The organism is Haloarchaeobius lipolyticus (assembly GCF_051208015.1).
Taxonomy (GTDB): Archaea; Halobacteriota; Halobacteria; order Halobacteriales; family Natrialbaceae; genus Haloarchaeobius.
Genome location: NZ_JBPKGF010000003.1, coordinates 436,062 through 450,525 on the forward strand (window position 1 = coordinate 436,062; position 14,464 = coordinate 450,525).

13 protein-coding genes are annotated in these 14,464 nt (G+C 65.4%); 6 read left to right on the plus strand and 7 right to left on the minus strand.

All coding sequences use genetic code 11. The features are described 5' to 3' along the window. Window positions 1-2: 2 nt before the first annotated feature. Together ACSC1Y_RS11970 and ACSC1Y_RS11975 are read right to left on the minus strand one after the other, a co-directional pair. Entirely contained in the window at window positions 3-890 is an 888-nt protein-coding gene (locus ACSC1Y_RS11970; protein WP_435335088.1) for a hypothetical protein, read from the minus strand. A 129-nt stretch (window positions 891-1,019) separates the two neighbouring features. Continuing rightward, window positions 1,020-1,658 (minus strand): FAD-dependent oxidoreductase, encoded by a 639-nt coding sequence (locus ACSC1Y_RS11975; RefSeq protein ID WP_435335089.1) that lies wholly within the window; start codon window positions 1,656-1,658, stop codon window positions 1,020-1,022. Window positions 1,659-1,758: 100 nt separating this feature from the next. Between ACSC1Y_RS11975 and ACSC1Y_RS11980 the strand changes: the two genes are divergently transcribed. Both ACSC1Y_RS11980 and ACSC1Y_RS11985 read left to right on the plus strand, forming a co-directional pair. Further along, entirely contained in the window at window positions 1,759-3,507 is a 1,749-nt protein-coding gene (locus ACSC1Y_RS11980) for a 2-oxoacid:acceptor oxidoreductase subunit alpha (protein ID WP_435335090.1), read from the plus strand. Continuing rightward, on the plus strand, window positions 3,504-4,367 hold the full coding sequence (locus tag ACSC1Y_RS11985; protein ID WP_435335091.1) for a 2-oxoacid:ferredoxin oxidoreductase subunit beta: 864 nt from the start codon (window positions 3,504-3,506) through the stop codon (window positions 4,365-4,367). The genes ACSC1Y_RS11980 and ACSC1Y_RS11985 overlap by 4 nt, the downstream gene beginning before the upstream one ends. A gap of 213 nt (window positions 4,368-4,580) precedes the next feature. Here ACSC1Y_RS11985 and ACSC1Y_RS11990 read toward each other — a convergent pair whose 3' ends face one another. Then, window positions 4,581-5,036, minus strand: coding sequence for a methyltransferase domain-containing protein (locus tag ACSC1Y_RS11990; RefSeq protein ID WP_435335092.1), 456 nt, complete (start codon window positions 5,034-5,036; stop codon window positions 4,581-4,583). 78 nt (window positions 5,037-5,114) lie between these two features. Between ACSC1Y_RS11990 and ACSC1Y_RS11995 the strand changes: the two genes are divergently transcribed. Continuing rightward, window positions 5,115-5,867 carry a hypothetical protein gene (locus tag ACSC1Y_RS11995; RefSeq protein WP_435335093.1) on the plus strand — a complete coding sequence of 251 codons (753 nt, stop codon included), beginning with the start codon at window positions 5,115-5,117 and terminating at the stop codon, window positions 5,865-5,867. 9 nt (window positions 5,868-5,876) lie between these two features. On the opposite strand, the gene ACSC1Y_RS12000 is transcribed toward ACSC1Y_RS11995, so the two are convergent. Further along, window positions 5,877-6,536: a DUF6517 family protein gene (locus ACSC1Y_RS12000; protein ID WP_435335094.1), complete on the minus strand. Its 660-nt coding sequence runs from the start codon at window positions 6,534-6,536 to the stop codon at window positions 5,877-5,879. 215 nt (window positions 6,537-6,751) lie between these two features. Between ACSC1Y_RS12000 and ACSC1Y_RS12005 the strand changes: the two genes are divergently transcribed. The 3 genes from ACSC1Y_RS12005 to ACSC1Y_RS12015 all read left to right on the plus strand — a co-directional run bounded on the left by ACSC1Y_RS12005 (window position 6,752) and on the right by ACSC1Y_RS12015 (window position 9,631). After that, complete coding sequence (locus ACSC1Y_RS12005; protein WP_435335095.1) at window positions 6,752-7,720, plus strand: phosphoadenosine phosphosulfate reductase family protein; 969 nt, start codon at window positions 6,752-6,754, stop codon at window positions 7,718-7,720. A 173-nt stretch (window positions 7,721-7,893) separates the two neighbouring features. Further along, on the plus strand, window positions 7,894-9,018 hold the full coding sequence (locus tag ACSC1Y_RS12010; protein WP_435335096.1) for a DUF3179 domain-containing protein: 1,125 nt from the start codon (window positions 7,894-7,896) through the stop codon (window positions 9,016-9,018). Next, on the plus strand, window positions 9,011-9,631 hold the full coding sequence (locus ACSC1Y_RS12015; RefSeq protein ID WP_435335097.1) for a hypothetical protein: 621 nt from the start codon (window positions 9,011-9,013) through the stop codon (window positions 9,629-9,631). The genes ACSC1Y_RS12010 and ACSC1Y_RS12015 overlap by 8 nt, the downstream gene beginning before the upstream one ends. 65 nt (window positions 9,632-9,696) lie before the next feature. On the opposite strand, the gene ACSC1Y_RS12020 is transcribed toward ACSC1Y_RS12015, so the two are convergent. From ACSC1Y_RS12020 to ACSC1Y_RS12030, 3 genes are all read right to left on the minus strand, one after another. After that, on the minus strand, window positions 9,697-10,935 hold the full coding sequence (locus ACSC1Y_RS12020; protein WP_435335098.1) for a mandelate racemase/muconate lactonizing enzyme family protein: 1,239 nt from the start codon (window positions 10,933-10,935) through the stop codon (window positions 9,697-9,699). Between the two features lie 147 nt (window positions 10,936-11,082). Further along, window positions 11,083-13,551 (minus strand): GAF domain-containing protein, encoded by a 2,469-nt coding sequence (locus tag ACSC1Y_RS12025; RefSeq protein WP_435335099.1) that lies wholly within the window; start codon window positions 13,549-13,551, stop codon window positions 11,083-11,085. A 181-nt stretch (window positions 13,552-13,732) separates the two neighbouring features. Then, window positions 13,733-14,464: a diphthine--ammonia ligase gene (locus tag ACSC1Y_RS12030; protein ID WP_435335101.1), complete on the minus strand. Its 732-nt coding sequence runs from the start codon at window positions 14,462-14,464 to the stop codon at window positions 13,733-13,735.

Here is a 14,464-nt window from a genome sequence, read left to right on the forward strand (position 1 = left end):
GCTCAGACCAGTTCCTCGTCGAACATTCTGATGCGGCGGCCGTTGACGTGGTGGTCGACGGTGACGCGCTTCGGGTAGGCGTTCTTGAAACGCATCCGCGACTGGTACGGCACGTGTCCGATGCACTGGACGCACGCCGCGTCGGTCACGCGCGAGGCCCCGATGGTCACGTTCAGCGTGTCGTCGTCGACCTCTACGGACTCGACGCGGGCCGCGTAACACGGATTCGGCGTCAGGACCGACCCGTCGACCACGACGTCCTCGTTCTCTCGCGAGACGAACGCCTCCTCCAGCGTACCACAGCGGCCGCTCTCGGCACTGAGCGTGTGTTCGACCAGCTCGGCGCCGGGACAGCTCAGCAGCGTCGTGTCGGTGGTGGAGCTCACGACGCCCGCCGAATCGATGCGGACGGTCGTCGTCGAGGTGTTGCAGTCGAAGTCGCCGACGTAGACGTCACCGGTGGATTCGCCCTCCACGTCGACCGCGACGACGTAGTCCGAGGGCTGGTTCAGCGTCAGTTCGAGCCAGCCACCGGCCGGGAACGTCCGAATCTGCCAGAGGCGGAGGCGTCCGGCGTCCCGGACGCGGTACCCGATCTTCCGCGCCTGGTCGCTGTCGTTCCAGATGCGCACGACGCGCTGGATGCCGTTGTCGGGGAAATCGACCCCGTCACGGGTTCCGAGGGAGACCCGGATGAACGGGTCGGTACCCTCGGGGAACACCCCGCTTGCAGGTTCTTGTTCGTCCTCGAGACCGAAGTCCGGACCGTGCGCACTTGCGCGCGAGCCCTTTCCGGCTGCGGCTGCAGTCCCCATGGCTCCCCCTACGGAGCCGACTGCTGCGAAGGATGCGGTACCACCGATTGCGGTGAGCAGTTGTCGGCGTCGCATACCATCCATTGTGCCTTCTCCTAAAAGACCGTTAGGGAACCTGAAACGCCCAAATCAGGCGGAATTGGGGGTTCAGGAAACTCGACCACTCAGCCGCGTGGACCCACCAGAACTCTGCGCGATGGCCTCCTACCCGAAGCTCTCGACGTGCGCTTCGGCGGCGTCGATACCGGCGTCTTCGAGAGCGTCCGTGGCGAGTTCACAGAACGCCTGGAATCCGAAGACGTAGACCTCGCCCCGGTCGGCCGTGGCGACGATCGCGTCACGAACGCCGTCGTCGTCGCCGTCCTCGAACAGGGAGACCTCGTGGCCGTTCTGCTCGAGCGTGTCGAGGCGGTCCTCGTGTGCGTACGCCTCGTCCTGATAGATGACCGTCGCACCGTGGCCGTGTTCTGCGGCTCGTTCGGCGATGGCGACGGCCGGACCGATGCCGGGCCCGCCGGCGACGACGATGACGTCACCTTCGTCGTCGTAGCTGACGTTGCCGAACGGTCCCTCGATGCGTAGCTCGGCACCCTCCTCGAGGTCGGCGAGCCACGGCGTGAGGTCACCGTCGGGGTCGACGCCGACCGTTATCTCGAACGTCTCCGTCACCGTCGGCGACGACAGCGTGTAGTAACGGCTCAGTTCTTCGCCGTCGACCTCGGCGCGGAGCAACACGAACTGGCCGGGGAGCGCACCGAACGTCTCCGGCGTCTCCAGGTCCAGAGCGATGGTGTCCGTTCCGACCGACCGAACCGCTGCGACGCGAACCCTCGTTTCGTCCATGGCTGGCGGTATCGCCGCCCGAGCAATCAAGCTTGCTTTCCGGTTGATGGTCCAGTGTTTCAGAAGCCTTTTGCTCACGGGCGGGGTATCCCCGGCCAACATGGCCGAGGACTTAAACTGGGCAATCGGCGGAGAGGCCGGTGACGGCATCGACTCCACCGGCAAGATCTTCGCCCAGGCCCTGTCTCGCGCAGGACGACACGTGTTCACCTCGAAGGACTTCGCGTCCCGTATCCGAGGTGGCTACACCGCATACAAGATTCGCACCGCCGTCGACCCCGTGCAGAGCGTCGTCGACCGGCTGGACATCCTGGTCGCGCTGACACAGCGCACCATCGACGAGAACCTCGACGAACTCCACGACGAGAGCGTCGTCATCTACGACGGAGAGCGCTCGTGGGAGGCCGAGGTTCCGGACGAGATGTACTCCGTCGACGTTCCCCTCAAGTCGCTGGCGGAGGACGCAGGTGGCGCCATCATGCGCAACATCGTCGCGCTGGGCGCCGCGTGTGAGATCTCGAACTTCCCCATCGAGAACCTCGACGAGGCGCTGGAGAAGCGCTTCGGCTCGAAGGGTGAGAAGATCGTCGAGAACAACAAGAAGGCTGCGCGCCTCGGGCAGGAGTACGTCGCCGAGAACTACGACCTCGACACCGACTACGACCTCGAGACGACCGACGAGGACTACGTCCTCCTGAACGGTGACGAGGCCATCGGCATGGGCGCCATCGCCGCCGGCTGCCGCTTCTACTCTGGCTACCCCATCACCCCGGCGACCGACGTGATGGAGTACCTGACCGGCCGCATCGAGAAGTTCGGCGGCCACGTCGTTCAGGCGGAGGACGAGCTCTCCGCCATCAACATGGCCCTCGGCGCCGCACGCGCCGGCGCCCGGTCGATGACGGCCACCTCAGGCCCCGGTATCGACCTGATGGCGGAGACGTTCGGTCTCGTCGCCACCAGCGAGACGCCGCTGGTCATCGTCGACGTCATGCGTTCCGGTCCCTCGACCGGGATGCCGACGAAGCAGGAGCAGGCCGACATCAACATGGCACTGTTCGGCGGCCACGGCGAGATTCCGCGCTTCGTCGTCGCCCCGACGACCATCTCCGAGTGCTTCTGGAAGACCGTCGAGGCGTTCAACTTCGCCGAAAAGTACCAGACGCCGGTCTACCTGCTCGCAGACCTCTCGCTCGCCGTCACCGAGCAGACGTTCACGCCGGACACCTTCGACATGGACGCGGTCGAGGTCGACCGCGGCAAGGTCGTCGACGACGACTCCATCGAGGAGTGGCTCGACGAGGAAGGCCGCTTCACGCCCCACGCGAACACCGAGGACGGCATCTCGCCGCGCGCGTTCCCCGGAACCGAACAGGGCGCTCACATGAGCACCGGTCTCGAGCACGACGAACTCGGTCGCCGGACCGAATCCACCGAGGTCCGCGTCGAGCAGGTCGACAAGCGTAACCGCAAGGTCGAGACCGCGAAGGAGCAGGAGAACTTCGACTACCGCGAGTTCGGCAACCCGGACGCCGACAACCTCGTCATCTCGTGGGGTTCGAACGAGGGCGCCCTCATCGAGGCGCTCGATTACCTCGCGGAGACCGACGTCGACGTACGGGTCATCTCCGTCCCGTACATCTTCCCGCGCCCGGACCTGACCGAAGAGGTCGAGGCAGCGGACGAGGTCGTCGTGGTCGAGTGTAACGCCACCGGCCAGTTCGCCGACCTCATCGAACACGACGTGCTCCAGCGCGTCAACCGCATCAACAAGTACAACGGTATCCGCTTCAAGGCGGACGAACTCGCCGACGACATCGTCGAGGCAATCGAGGAGGCAGAAGCATGAGCTCAGACGTACGATTCACCGACTTCAAGTCCGACAAGCAGCCGACCTGGTGTCCCGGATGCGGTGACTTCGGGACGATGAACGGCATGATGAAGGCGCTCGCGAACACGGGCAACGACCCCGACAACACCTTCGTCGTCGCCGGTATCGGCTGTTCCGGGAAGATAGGCACGTACATGCACAGCTACGCGCTCCACGGCGTCCACGGCCGCGCACTGCCCGTGGGCACGGGCGTCAAGCTCGCCAACCCCGACCTCGAAGTGATGGTCGCGGGTGGCGACGGTGACGGCTACTCCATCGGTGCCGGTCACTTCGTCCACGCGGTTCGCCGCAACCCCGATATGACCTACGTCGTCATGGACAACCGCATCTACGGGCTGACCAAGGGCCAGGCCTCGCCGACCTCGCGCTCCGACTTCGAGACGAGCACGACGCCGGAAGGCCCGCAGCAGCCGCCGGTCAACCCGCTCGCGCTCGCACTCGCCTCCGGCGCGACGTTCATCGCGCAGTCGTTCAGCTCCGACGCCCTGCGCCACGCCGAGATCATCCAGCAGGCCATCGAGCACGACGGCTTCGGCTTCGTCAACACGTTCAGCCCGTGTGTCACGTTCAACGACGTCGACACCTACGACTACTTCCGCGACTCGCTAGTCGACCTCAAGGAGGAGGGTCACGACCCGACCGACCGCGAGGCGGCCAAGCAGAAGATCCTCGAGGGCGACAAGGAGTACATGGGCGTCCTCTACCAGGACGAGGACTCCGTCCCGTACCACGAGATCCACGGCGTCACCGAGAACATGTCCGAGATTCCGGACGGCGCACCGGAGAACGCGATGGACCTGGTCCGCGAGTTCTACTAGACGCCCTTTTTTGAACTCGGGTTTCCTCGGGCGCCTGCGGCGCCCTGCGGGAACCACTCGTTCAAAAAAGCTCGGCCAAAAAAGGCCGAGCTTCACTTCGTTCAGCTCGGAGAACGACAGCACCCGGGCTCTTCGAGCCGCTCGTGCTGTCGACGGGGAGAACTGGAAGCACCGGAATCGATGTGCTGATTCTGTGAAGATATCGACGCCAGCTTAGCCGAGTCGGAACCGCAGACACAGGAAGTTCGGGTTCGTCGCCTCGTACTCGTACCGTTCAGGATTCACCTCCCGGTACTCCTCCGTCGGCGTCGGTTCCAGCAGCCGGTCGAGCCTGAAGCCTGCGGCGAGTGCCGGCTCCAGCATCGCGGAAAGCGGTCGCCGGTAAGCAATCACCTCGACCGGTTCTCCGAACGAGGTCCACGTCGCAGAGACCAGCTCCGTCTCGTGGTAGTTCTCCGCGTCGTCGTACTCCACGAAGTTGGCGTGGGGGTCCTGGACTGAGAAGACGAGCCAGCCGTCGTCGGTGAGGGTTCTCCGCAGTTCCGCGAACAGGGAGTCCCAGTCACGGAGGTAGTGGAAGGTGAGCGAGCTGGCGACGCCGTCGAAGGTGCCGTCGCCGAAGGGAAGCGAGCGGCCGAGAGAAGCGGCGTCTGTGAAACCCGCTGTCATCTCGGTCGGCGCGACCCGTGAGGTTCGACACCGACTGACAGTCAAGCTAAATTCTTCGGTAACCAATAGGACAGCAGTATGGGAGGACCGTGGGCGAAGATACCGGCCGAGGAGGAACTCGTAGCGGGGGCAGTCGATTGGCGAGCGCTCGCCCGGGAGTACACGCTCGCGGTAGATCGCCTCGAAGAACAGCGGGCGACGGTGACCGAGCGAGCAGTCCGTTCTTCCCGACAGGTCGTCGTCGGAACCGTGGCCCTCGCGGCCGTCGCCGCGTTTCTCCTCACACAACCGCAACTGACGGCCGACCTGACCGTCCCGGCAGCCGTCCTCTTCGACGTCGAGCTGACGGTTCTGGACCTCGCCGTCGCCGCGGGAGGCTGCCTCCTCGTCGCGCTCTTTCTCGCCCACACGGCGGCGACCGTCGCCCCCGGCGACCTCGGTCGGTCGACAACGCCGGGCGACGTCTGGAACCTGCTCGAGGAGCCGCGGCAGCTGACCGAGTACTACTACTGGAAGCTCTCGCGGCTCGCCGGGCGAATCGAGGAGAACGACAGGCTCATCGAGCGCACGACGACGTTCGAGGCCTGGGCGAGCACCGCCCTGTTGCTCGGCGCGTTCCTGCTCGCGCCTGTCGGTTACCGGCTCGTGACCGGGACGTACGTCACCACGTCGTTAGCCGTCCTTGGCGGGCTCGTACTCGGTGGGCTATGGCTGTGGCTCGAACGGCAGTTGAACGCGCCGTTCCCGCAGGAACGGGAGATGGAGTTGGTCGCGCCCGATACGCCAGCACTGGCGTATACCCGGTCACAGCGACGCGGGGGACTGCTGTAGGGCGAAGCGTCAGTTCGTCTCGTGGGTCACGTTCTCCATCAGCGCCAGCACGTCGGTCTCCTCGCTGGGCAGTTTCGTCGGATGGCCACCGATGGCGATGACGTAGTCGTCGCCGTGTTGGACCATCGTCACGTAGATTTTCACCTCAATCTTCTCGCCCTGCCGCGTGGCCTCGCCCGTGAAGACCCCGACGTCGGTCCCCTTTCCGAGCATCGTCACCGCCTCTGTACCGTCGGGCTGGACGTTCGATATCTTGCCGAAGGACGTCTGGGACTGTCCGAGCACCTGGTCCAGCAGTTCCCTGTCGCTCATCTTCCGGACGGGGTTCATCGGCTGGCCCAGCACGTCGGTCTGATGGGTGGACACGAGTGCGAAGATACCCACGGTCTGGTCGATGAAGTCGTCCTGCTTCTCGTAGGTCGCGACCCAGTTCTCGACGCGAATGGTCCGGTCGCCGATACCGATGTCCTGCCCGTTCACCTCGACCGTCCGGTTCTCGACGGACGTCTCGGTATAGCCGGTGCTCTCCGCCCCGAGCGCGTCGTCCTCGACGACCGCCTTGTTCGCGTGGTACTCCAGGGCCTCTTCGCCGGTGATGAAGCCGAGACACCCACTCGAAAGACTCAGGACTCCCGCCGTCGCCGCCAGCACCCGCCGCCTCGTTCTCATGCACGGAGGATACCGACTGGTGGGCAAGAACTTTCCGGCTATCGAAACGACCTGGGCGGGTTTCCCGTGCAGGACTCCCACGTACGACACCTAATCGCACGATTGTCCAGAAACGGTCGTTACAGTCCGGTAGGGGCCCAGAAAACGGCGATTTCAGAGATATTGTCCGAACCCAAAAAGCACTTTTACAGCCACGTAATTACATCTAATTACAGATGTCCCAGTTCCCCGACTACCTCGATGTCGACTACACCGACGGCGAGGGCGAGTCTCCGGAGGACTATCCGTCCATCGAACACAAGCTCGAGAAGGCTCTCGACGTCACGAAGAAGGGCCTCGAAGAGTACGAAAACCCGGCCGTCATGTGGACCGGCGGTAAGGACTCGACGCTGACGCTGTACTTCGTGAAGGAGGTCGCAGAACAGTACGACCTCGACCTGCCCACGACGGTCTTCATCGACCACTTCCAGCACTTCGACGAGCTGATGGACTTCGTCGAGCACTGGGCAGACGAGTGGGACCTCGAGGTCAAGTGGGCCCGGAACACGGACGTCGGCGACTACGTCGACGAGAACGGCCTCGAACCGGGCGACGACATCCCGGTCGACGCCCTCTCCGAGCACAACCAGCACCACATCCGCAACATCCTCGAGTACGAAGAGGACACGTTCCCGTTCCTGCTCGACACCTACGTCGGCAACCACCTGCTGAAGACCGTCGCGCTCAACGACACCCTCGAATCCGAGGACATCGACGGCATCATCTCCGGCATCCGCTGGGACGAGCAGGAAGCACGCGCGGACGAGACGTTCTTCAGCCCGCGTCACGACCCCGACATCTACCCGCCGCACGACCGCATCCAGCCCATCCTCCAGTTCACGGAGGCCGACGTCTGGGAGGCGTTCTGGCACTTCGTGGTGCCGGAGACGGTCGAGGAGTACCCCGACGAAGGCTACGTCCCGCAGGACTACGACGACCTGCCGAACGGCCTGACCCACGCGGACATCCCCGTCTCGCCGAAGTACTTCGAGGGCTTCCGCTCGCTCGGTTCCGAGGTTTCGACCGACAAGGCGGAGTCCGAGCCGGCGTGGCTGCAGGACCTCGAGAACACGACCGAGCGCGCAGGCCGCGCCCAGGACAAGGAGGACCTGATGGAGCGCCTGCGTGACCTCGGCTACATGTAACGTCGGCGAGCTAGCAGCGACACGCGTTTTTTCGGCCGTCCGTGTGCTCCACCAGCCGACAGGCACGTCTCTCCACCACATTCTCTCCATCACAGCCGGTCGCTCGTGCGAGCCAGACGCACGCTCCACATACCGGTAAGAACGTCTGGGTGCTCCCTACGACACGAGAGAGTATGTCACACAAACCCACGCGACGGGCGATGCTCGCCGCGACCGGCGGCGGCCTCGCCGCCCTCGCAGGCTGTCTGGGGGGCGGGACGAGCGCCACCATCGGCGGGTCGACGACCACGTCGACCCCGGCCGACGCGGAGAGCGACCCGACGACCGGTGGCGGGACCCCCGGGACGGCGCTCCCACTCGCGGACCACCGCCTCGTCGTCGAGCACAGCTACGCCGACCTGAACGAGTGGGTCGTCTCCGGGGGACCACCGAAGGACGGCATCCCCTCGATAGACGAGCCGACGTTCGAGGCCGCATCGAAGGTGGGCAGCCGCATCCGACCCGGCGACCCCGTATTCGGCGTCGCCCACAACGGCGAGGTGAAAGCCTACCCGCAGTCCATCCTCGTCTGGCACGAGATCGTCAACGACCGCTTCGGCGGCGAGAACGTCACCGTCTCGTACTGTCCGCTGACCGGCACGGCCATCGGCTACCTGCGCGGGAAGACCGAGTTCGGCGTCTCGGGTCGCCTGCTCAACTCGAACCTGGTCATGTACGACCGCGAGACCGACAGTCGCTGGCCACAGATACTCGGGACCGCCATCTCGGGCGACTACCGGGACCACAGCCTCCGGCACGTTCCGGTCACGTGGACGACCTGGAAGCGCTGGAAGACGGCCTACCCGGAGACGAAACTGCTCACGGAGAAGACCGGCTACGTCCGCGACTACGGCCGCGACCCGTACGGCACGTACAACCCGAAGGTGGGTTACTACAAGACCGACGGGATGCTGTTCGACCCGCAGGAACGCGACGGACGGCATCCGCCCAAGATGGTCGTCCTCGGGACCCGCTCGCCGACGGGCGCGTTCGCCGTGTCGAAGGGGACCCTCCGCGACGAGAAGGTGGTGACCGGGAACGCCGGCGAGACACCGGTCGTGGCGGTCCACGGTCCAACCCTCGACACCGGCTACCTGTACCGGCCCGACGGCGCGGTGACGGCCGCTTCGAGCGGGAAGTACCGCGTCGACGGGACGACCTACGCCGCGTCCGAGCTCCCGCTGGACCCGCTGGACCCGTTCGACGCGATGTGGTTCGCGTGGTTCGCGTTCTACCCGTCCACCGAGATCCATGTCTGAGACACAGCGCCTCGCGGGTGGCGTCGCCGACAGGCTCGGCCGGACGGGCCGGGCTGTCCAGCTGGCGCTCCGGCGGCGGGACTCCCTCGCCGTCGTTCTCGCCGTCACGCTGGCGTACCTCGCGGGCTACCTGCTCGCGGTCGGTGACCTCGCGGTTCGCTCCGGGTTCGGAACCGGCTACGTCGTCGTGTCGGACCCGTTCTCGCGGATGTTCGAGCCGACCGGGACCTTCTCGTGGGAACCGGTCGCGCTCGTCGATGCGGAGGTCGTTCGCCTGCTCGTCTCGCCGCTCAACATCGCTGTCGCGCTGACGCTCGCACTCCTCGTCGGCCTGAACATCGGCGTCACCTACCTCGCGTGGCGCCACCCGGCGGCGTGCGGCATCCAGCGTTCGACCGGCACCGGGTCGGGGGCGAGCCTGCTCGCGGCGGTTCCGGCGCTGCTGTCGGGCAGTGCCTGCTGTGGCCCGGTCGTCCTCATCGCGCTCGGCATCTCCGCGTCGGGCGCCCTGCTGACGGTGTTCGCGTGGCTCCTGCCCGCTGGCGTGACGCTGCTGCTCGCGAGTCTCGTGTATTCGGGCGGAAAACTGGACCCGGTCGGGGCCGCTGGGTGAGTAACGGTTCTGCTACCCTTCGTCGAACCGCGCGAATCTGCGCCTCACAAGCTCGACGAGTCGCGTCACTCCTCGTCGAACAGCTCCTCGCCCTCGACCATGTTCTCGGCGACCGTATCGATGTCCAGCGTGACGCCGAGACCCGGCTCCTCCGGAATCTCGATGTAGCCGTCCTCGATGACGGTCTCCTCGACGAGGTCCTCCCACCAGCCCAGCTCGTAGGAGTGGTACTCGACGGCGAGCGAGTTCGGGATGGCCGCGCCGACGTGGGCGCTGGCGACCGTCGCGACCGGCGAGGAGACGTTGTGCATCGCGACCGGGACGTAGTACTGGTTCGCGATGTCTGCTATCTTGCGCGTCTCGCGCATCCCGCCGACCTTCGGCATGTCGGGCGCCACGATGTCGACGGCCTGGTTCTCGAGGAGGCGGCGGTGTTCCGTCGCCCGGTAGCGGTTCTCTCCTACCGTGATGGGCGTGATGGTCGACTGCGTGACCTCCTTCTGGACCTTCAGATTCTCCGGCGGGACAGGGTCCTCGAGCCACCAGACGTCGTACTCCTCGAGGGCGTTCGCGAGACGCTTCGCGGAGCCACCGGAGAACGTCCAGTGGCAGTCGAAGGCGACGTCGGCGCGGTCCTTGACGCGCTCTGTGACCTTCTCGACTATCTCGGCCTTGTGGCGGATCTCGCCGGGACGGAGGTGCCGGTTGGCACGGTCCTTCTCCAGCCCGGACGGGACGTCGAGGTCGAACTTCAGGGCGTCGTAGCCGAGCTCCTCGACGACGCGCTCCGCCTCGTCGGCACAGGCGTCGGGGTCGGCCTCGGCCTCGGTGTGGCAGTCGCAGTAGACGCGAACGTGGTCACGGTACTTGCCGCCGAGCAGCTGGTACGCGGGTAGTTCGAGGATCTTTCCGGCGAGGTCGTGCAGCGCGATCTCGATGCCGGAGATGGCCGTGACGGTGACGCCCTCGACGCTCCCTTCACCGGACATCTTCTGGATGAGGTGTTCGTACAGTCGGTCGATGTCGAGCGGGTTCTCGCCCACTATCATCGGCTTCATCCGCTCGATGAGTTCGGGGACGCCCGCACCCCAGTAGGCCTCGCCGGTCCCGACGATGCCGGCATCCGTGTAGACGCGGACCAGTGTCCACGGGAAGTTGCCGTCGACCATCGTCGTCTGCACGTCCGTGATCTCCACGTCGCGACCGCCGCCGCGCTTGGCGGTCGCACCCATCGTCTCGGCGGAGAGCTCTCGCATCGTGTACTCCGCGTTCGGGTCGTGGAGCTGCGTGTAATCGATTCCCATATCTCGTTGTTTACTCGGGGAGTAGTAAAAGTTTGGCACTCCTCGGCGAGCGACGACCGTGGAGAACCAGCACTCCGAACGTGGACGGCAGTGGTAATGAGTGTCTGGGTGCCGGGCCGTTCGGTCCCCGGCGCGTCCGATTCCCAGCTACACCCGGGCGAGCGCGATGTCGAACGTAACACCCTCGTCGTCGTTGTCGTGGACGGAGACCGAGCCACCACAGCTGTCGATTATCTCGCGGACGAGATAGAGACCGAAGCCCGTTCCGGGACTGGCGAAGCCCTTCCGTCCCTTCTCGAACACTGCGTCACGGAGCGTCTCGTCGATACCCGGACCGTTGTCCGAGACGTGGACCACCACTTCGTCGTCGCCGACGTCGGTCCAGACCTCGACCATCGTGGTCGGTTTGTCGTTGTGCTGGACCGCGTTCGTCAGCAGGTTCTCGAACACCTCGGGTAACAGGTCGTCGGCCATCACCTCGACGCGGGGCAGCTCGTCGCACTCGAACACGGCGTCGTCGTAGGCGTCCCGCGCCTGTTCGACTTCTCCCTCGACCACGGCTGCCAGGTCTGTCGGCTCGGGTTCGTGTTCCTCGCCCTCGACGATGGCCTTCATGAACGACCGCATCGTCTCGATGAGGTCGATCATGTCCTCGATACGATGCTGGACGGTGGACAGGTGGGTGACCATCGCCTCGTCCACGTGACCGTCGAGGAGGTCTGCACGTGCTCGGACGACGTTCATCCCGTTGAGCAGGTTGTGCCGGATGATGCGGTTCATGAACTCCAGGCGCTCGCGCTCGTGCTCGATCTGTCGCTCGTGGAGGTGACGCTCGGTCACGTCCTGTGTGAACGTCATCCCACCGGTGACCTCGCCGTGTTCGCCCCGTAGCGGGAGTGCCATGACCCGGAACGCCCGGTTCTCCGCCAACAGCTGGACGTCCTGCGTGTCGCCGTCGAGTGCCGACTGGCAAGCGGCCAGGTATTCATCTCCGTGGACGGGGAGCTCGACGTCGACGTCGGTCATTCGCTTCCCTCGGACGCTCGACGGTTCGAACTCGTACTCGTCGTACAGCGCGCCCGCGATGGTCAGATAGCGGAGGTCGGTGTCGAACAGGGTGACCGAGGCGTCGGGGATGTTCTCGGTCAGGGTCCGGTATCGGCGCTCGTTCTCGCGCAGCTCGGCCTCTCGTTCGATGGCAGCGATCGCCAGTCCGATGATTTCACCGAGCTGTTTCAGGACCTTTTTCTCCTGGTCGTCGAAGGGGTTCGTCCGACTCGTACAGACGTTCAGGACGCCGTAGACGTGGTCGTCGTGGGTGATGGGGACGGCTGCGGAGGCTTCGATACCGTGCTCGTCAGCTGCCTCTCGCCAGGGTTCGTAGTCGTCGTCGTGGACGCTCTGTACGACCTGGACGGTTCCGGTGCGCACCGCTCGACCGGTAGACCCGTTCGCTGTCTCGTCGGCGGGGGCTGTCGAGATGGTGATGTCGTCGAGATACCCGTCGCTACCAGCCTCGGCCCTGTATTCGACAGCCTCGACCTCGAGGTCCGCCGCTCCCACCCAGGCGAACTCGTAGGTCGATGCCTCGGCAAGGCACTGACAGGCGCTGGCTTCTATCGTCTCGCGCGTCGACTGGCCCATCACCGCGTCTGTGACCTGCCGAACGACTCCGTTGAGTTCGTCCAGGGCGGTGAGCTGGTCGATGTACTGCTGCCGTTCGAGCTCGTAGCTCACCCAGTTGCTGAATATCTCAACGAACGTGACCTGCCAGTCCGAGAACTCCTCGGCACGCGCTTCGGTATCGTAGAAACAGAAGGTTCCGTAGGGGCTCCCGTCGACCGTCACCGGGGCGCCGAGATAACAGGAGATGCCCCAATCCTTGTTCCCGGCCCGCCCGGCGAGATCCGGTGCGTCCTCGGCGACGTCTCGGAGGACGAGGGTTCGCTCGGTCTCGACGACCCGCTCGCAGTTCGTGGCCTCCAACGGGACCACGTCACCCCGTCCGATGCCCGCGTCTGCGGGAGCGTCGATCGCCTCGAAGATGTACTCGTCGCCCTGGACGCGTGACAGCGTCGCGTAATCGGTCCCGACCGCCTTCCGAACGACGTGCAGTAGCTCCTCGATCCGCTCTTCGAACGAACGGTCCACGTTCGCGGTTATCTCGTAGGCGTCACGGAGGGCTCGTTCTCGGACGCTCAGTTCGGCTTCGGTGTCGTCGTCCGCCGTCCGGCCGCGAGCGGTGGCCGAGGCTTCGAGGACCCGATCAGCGGCCCTCTCCGAGAGAGGGCCGTCGACCGGGACGTAGTCGGTGACACCCGCTCGGACGGCCTCACTGGCGAACGTTTCGTCACCATCCCGGGCGAGGATGACGACCGGAAGGTCTGGATTCGTCTCTCGAACGACACGGAGTCGCTTCAGACAGTCGAGGTCGCCGTCGTCGGAATAAACCAGACAGTCGACGCCCGCGCCGACCTCGTCGACTCCGGCGTCGGTACCGCTGCAGACATCCACAGTCGCTCCCTCCCGCTCGAGGAGCGTCTTCAGCTCCTCCCCGGACGTTCGGGACCCACACACTGTGCGGACCCGGGTAGGGCCGCACTCCGAATCAGACATTGGTCTCCTAGTGATGCTCTAGCGGTTAAAGTGTCGGGGTCTAATTGATTGCTAAATGTCATTTCTGTCCCCGCCTTCACCTGCCGTTCCTCCCCACGACTGCCAGGTACACCATCCCCCCGAGTCGGTCGCCGTGTTGCCGGCCCGTGAGACCGGCCACTGAATCCAGCGTCCGGGGTCGTCACGCAGTCTCCCCGAGATACGCGTCTGTGATGCGGAGACTGCCACGGGTGCCCTCCCACTCGGTCTCGTACTCGAGTTCGATGGGACGGTCCATGTGGGGGGCGTCGGTGACCAGCGTCTCGAACTCGCCACCCTCACCGAGGACGTGGACGCCGTAGCGGTCGTTGAGCGCCTGCAACTCGTCGAAGGCACCGGCGTCGAGCGTCCTGCCGAGCCACGACTCGTCGAGGCCGCCCGCTGCGACCTGAATGATGGTTATCTCGAAGCCCGCCTCGAGCATCTCCCTCGCGAGCTCCTCGGGGTCGCGCTGCCAGAGCGGCGCGAAGACGTCACAGCCGAGTCGGTCGGCCATCCCCTGGATACGGGAGGTCTGGTACTCGCTCTCGATGGCGCCGGCGGTTACCCCCGCGAGCCCGCCGTCGAGGTCCGAACGAAGTGACTCCAGTGCGGCTTCGAGCGGCTCCAGTTCCGCGTCACCCTGGACGCCCGAGTCCTCGGCGGCCATCGCGTCGAAGTCGTCCGGCGTGACGTTCACGTGCGGTAGACCGATGCTCTCCGCCGCGAGACTCGTCAGTTCCGTCGCGGGGACGTGGTACATGTACGACTCGCCCTCGGGGTGGACCGTGAGCAGGTGCGAGACGGGCAGACCCTCCTCGAGTGCGCGGTACAACGCCCACGAGGAGTCCTTCCCACCGGAGAACAGGCTGACCCACGAACCGTCGGCTGTCAT